Annotated in this window: 2 protein-coding genes and 1 pseudogene; 2 read left to right on the top strand and 1 reads right to left on the bottom strand. The window is 41.7% G+C overall.

Annotation, left to right across the window (positions count from 1 at the left end; translation table 11 throughout):
• Window positions 1-57 precede the first annotated feature (57 nt).
• Window positions 58-798: a thioesterase domain-containing protein gene (locus ACGF49_RS24080; RefSeq protein WP_387493173.1), complete on the top strand. Its 741-nt coding sequence runs from the start codon at window positions 58-60 to the stop codon at window positions 796-798.
• Window positions 799-1,018: 220 nt separating this feature from the next.
• Window positions 1,019-3,484, top strand: coding sequence for a penicillin acylase family protein (locus ACGF49_RS24085; RefSeq protein ID WP_271859576.1), 2,466 nt, complete (start codon window positions 1,019-1,021; stop codon window positions 3,482-3,484).
• A gap of 76 nt (window positions 3,485-3,560) precedes the next feature.
• Here the strand turns inward: ACGF49_RS24085 and ACGF49_RS24090 are convergent.
• Window positions 3,561-3,742, bottom strand: a pseudogene (locus tag ACGF49_RS24090) (IS5/IS1182 family transposase); the annotation flags it as partial.

Below are 3,742 nucleotides of genomic sequence, written 5' to 3' on the forward strand. Positions count from 1 at the left end.
TTTATTTTTTCCCCTGAAAAAGCAAGAAAAAGTCATACACAATAAGGTCATTTATTGGTGAGTGCAAAATTGATCTTATTTTTTGTATTGAGAGTTTTTAGAGGTTCCCTAGAGAAAGAAGCAAAGGATGGTTCTCTAGTGACAATCCAGATGCTGGCCGAATCGTATATAAAAGGCATGTTACATGTACAGCCTGTAGGTCCATATCGTATTGCAGCATGGTCATCTGGTGGAGTAATTGCTTATGAAATGGCTCGTCAGTTAATAGCTGCTGGAAAAAAAATGGATTTTATAGGGTTGATTGATACAGATAGAGACTATAAACAATTCTATCCTGAGTATGAGAAGCCAAATGGCTTTGTTTTTGATGAAATGGCTAAATTGATTGAAGTGTTATCGACATTAGATATACCAAATGTTGTTATTAATAAATCGATTGAGCTGGCAAAAAATAAAGATTACACAGCTGTATTACAGCTTGTTAAAGAAAATAGTAATGTGAAGAGTTTACCAGAATATAGTTTCCTTAAGGACTTTCTCTTGGTTTGTCATAACATGGATGTAGCAAGCTATCATTACTGTCCACCAAAACTGCCTACTATGATTACTTTGTTTTCTGCAATGGATGAAAATGATAGGAGTGATTTTAGCCTAGGCTGGGGAAATTTGATATTTGATGGATTATTACGAATTGTTCCATTGAGAGGAACTCACTCATCCATTATGAAAAAACCTTATATTAGCCACCTAGGAAAGGAACTGCTAAGGATTATTAAAACTAAGGGTAAATCAGGTTAATTAGGTTGTTCTGAAAATAGAAAACCATACTTATACGTGGGGTCATTCTAGTTAGCAAAAGATGGGTAGATTTATGCCATGACTTATCTACTATCTGTATGGTCCCACTACTTTTCGTCAATGTTGCACTTTGATTTACTTTGTCTATTTAACTATATGGTTCTGTATAAAAACGACGATTTTTAAAACCATAATGAATAGTTCTAAAAAGGGGATGTGTATGATTTTAAAATTAGCATGCGGTATAAGAGTTATACCATTACTGATGCTATTCATAGGATTAACTGCTTATGCTGAAAATAATGCCCTAAGAGCTGATAAGTCATCTTATCAAGTGAACATTCGACGCACTAGCATGGGAATGCCACATATTCAGGCTAATGACTGGGGTAGTTTAGGCTATGGTTATGGTTATGCTCAGGCTCAAGATAATCTTTGCACAATGGCTGATTCTTTTCTAACTTATCGTGGTGAGCGTTCCGAATATTTCGGTGGTGAGGCATTACCAGTTTATTTTAGTACAGCGGGTAACTGGTCTAATTTGGACTCCGATTTTTATCATCGCCACATTGTATCTGATGATGTAATAGAGAGTATGAAACAAGCCCAGCCAAAGCGAATGAGGTTACTCGTGGAAGGATTTGCTTCTGGTTACAATCGCTATGTGCGTGAATTTAAAGCCGCAGGTTCTTCTGACAAAAAGAATACGGCTTGCAGTAGCGCGCCTTGGGTAAAATCGATTAGTGCGCAAGATATTTATCGTCGGATGTATTCGGTTGATTTAGCAGAGGAATTGTCTATCAGCCTATTACCGTCTATTGCTAATGCGGTTCCTCCTGCACTAGGTATTGACGCTGTTAGAACAATACCGCTGGTCCGAGGTGCGGTTGCTGGATTCCCTCGGATTCGTAACTTGGTCAATGGAGGCATTGGTAGTAATGCATATGGTTTTGGTTCAGTGGCTACAGGTACGGATAGCCCACTGCTATTTGGTAATCCACATTGGTATTTGGAGGGGCCAGATCGGTTTTACTTAGCACAATTGACGATTCCTGGAGTACTGAATGTGAGTGGTGCTGCATTTCTAGGTTCACCTGTGGTGCAAATCGGGTTTAATGACAATGTAGCTTGGAGTCATACGGTTTCGACAGCAGAGCGTACTGGATTTTTTGAATTGCGATTGGTACAAGGTGATCCGTTCAGTTATCTACATGATGGAAAAGTTGTGAGAATGCAGTCACATACCATTACAGTACAAGTAAAACATAGCTCAGGAGCTCTTGTACCAATTACGCGTACACTGTACAAATCCGAATATGGTCCCATTGTAAGTGATCCGATGTTGACTTGGAGCGAAAATACAGCGTTTGCCTTGCGCAACATTAACCGGGATAATTTCCGTCCTTGGCGTAACTGGTTGCGTTGGAGTGAAGCTAAATCACTTGATGAATTTATTACCATTCAACGTGAGGAGGCTGCTATGCCTTGGGTTAATACTGTGGCTGTAGGACGAGGTAGTTCGCAGGCTTGGTATGCCGATATGGGGGCGGTGCCTAATATATCGCCCACACAAGTGGAACAGTGTACTACGGCAATGGGAAAAGCTTTAATAAAGGCTGGGCATTTACCACCTAATACTCCTTTTCTTGATGGTTCGCGCAGTACATGTAATTGGCAAAACGATCCCGATTCAGTACAGCTTGGCGCAGTTGGCCCGAGCCGAATGCCTAGTTTGTTGCGCAAAGACTATGTGGCCAATATGAACAATAGCTATTGGTTAAGTAATCCCCAAGCACCGCTAACGGGTTATCCTGCAATTTTTGGCCCGAGTGGTGAGGAGGAATTGAATTTGCGTACTCGTATGGGGCATGTGATGGTGCAAGAACGTTTTAGTGGCAACGATGGTTATCCGGGGCGCAATGTCAATAGTGAAGTGATACGTCAGATGGCGCTCAATAGCCGGGTATTTAGTGCTGAACGTTTTAAAACGCAGGCGTTGGATCAAGTCTGTGTCATACCCCTAGTCAACGTGCAGCGCGATGTACTCAAAGGAGAGTTGTTTGTGTCAGGACGTAAGGTGAATCTGACGGAAGCCTGTGCTGTATTGAGAGCTTGGAATAACACAGGTAATAGCGGTGCACGTGGTGCCCATGTATGGGATGGATTTTGGACGAGATTATTGATAGAGCGTGATACGCAGGAATTATTCGCCGTGCCGTTTGACTCAGCCGACCCACTGAATACTCCGCGTGATCTGCGGACGAATGCAACTGAAACACTACGTCAAGCCTTAGGTGCCACGGTATTAGATTTGCAACATCGTGGTTTGTCATTAAACGCTAAACGAGGTGACTATCTATATCTCACTCGTGGTGACAGAAAGATGCCGTTGTATGGTGGATGTGATGAAATGGGTTACTTTACTATTAGCTGTAATGTAAATAACTCATACGAAATGGATAGAGGAGATGTAACCAGCAATAGTTATTTGCAGGTGGTGAGTTTCCCACGTGATGGCGTGGAGGCTTATGTTTTATTAGTTTCGTCCTTGACTGATGATCCGACCTCGCCTTACTACAGTGATTACACACATAGCTACAGTACTAAACAATGGCAGCGTGTGCCATTTACGGAATCGCAGATAAGAGCTGACCCAAATTATCAGAGTCGCACGATTCAAGAATAGTGATCAGAAAGCTTAGTCCGGTGAGTGATTTTTGATGTTTGGAGATTGATCAGAGCGCATCATTCGGACTAAGAGCCTATCCCAATAGGATTTTGTCAGACTATAATCCCGCATGCAAAATGTAACATAGCTTTCGACCTTCTTTTTCCATCGGATCAGTATCCGGCGAAAGCGATTCATCCAGCTATGAGTCCTCCCGACAACCCATCTTTGAGCTTTAAAGTCCGTATTTTGGCAGGTATCTGATTCTTCCTTGCA

The organism is Photorhabdus sp. RM96S (assembly GCF_042879335.1).
In the GTDB taxonomy this organism is placed as follows: Bacteria; Pseudomonadota; Gammaproteobacteria; order Enterobacterales; family Enterobacteriaceae; genus Photorhabdus; species Photorhabdus kayaii.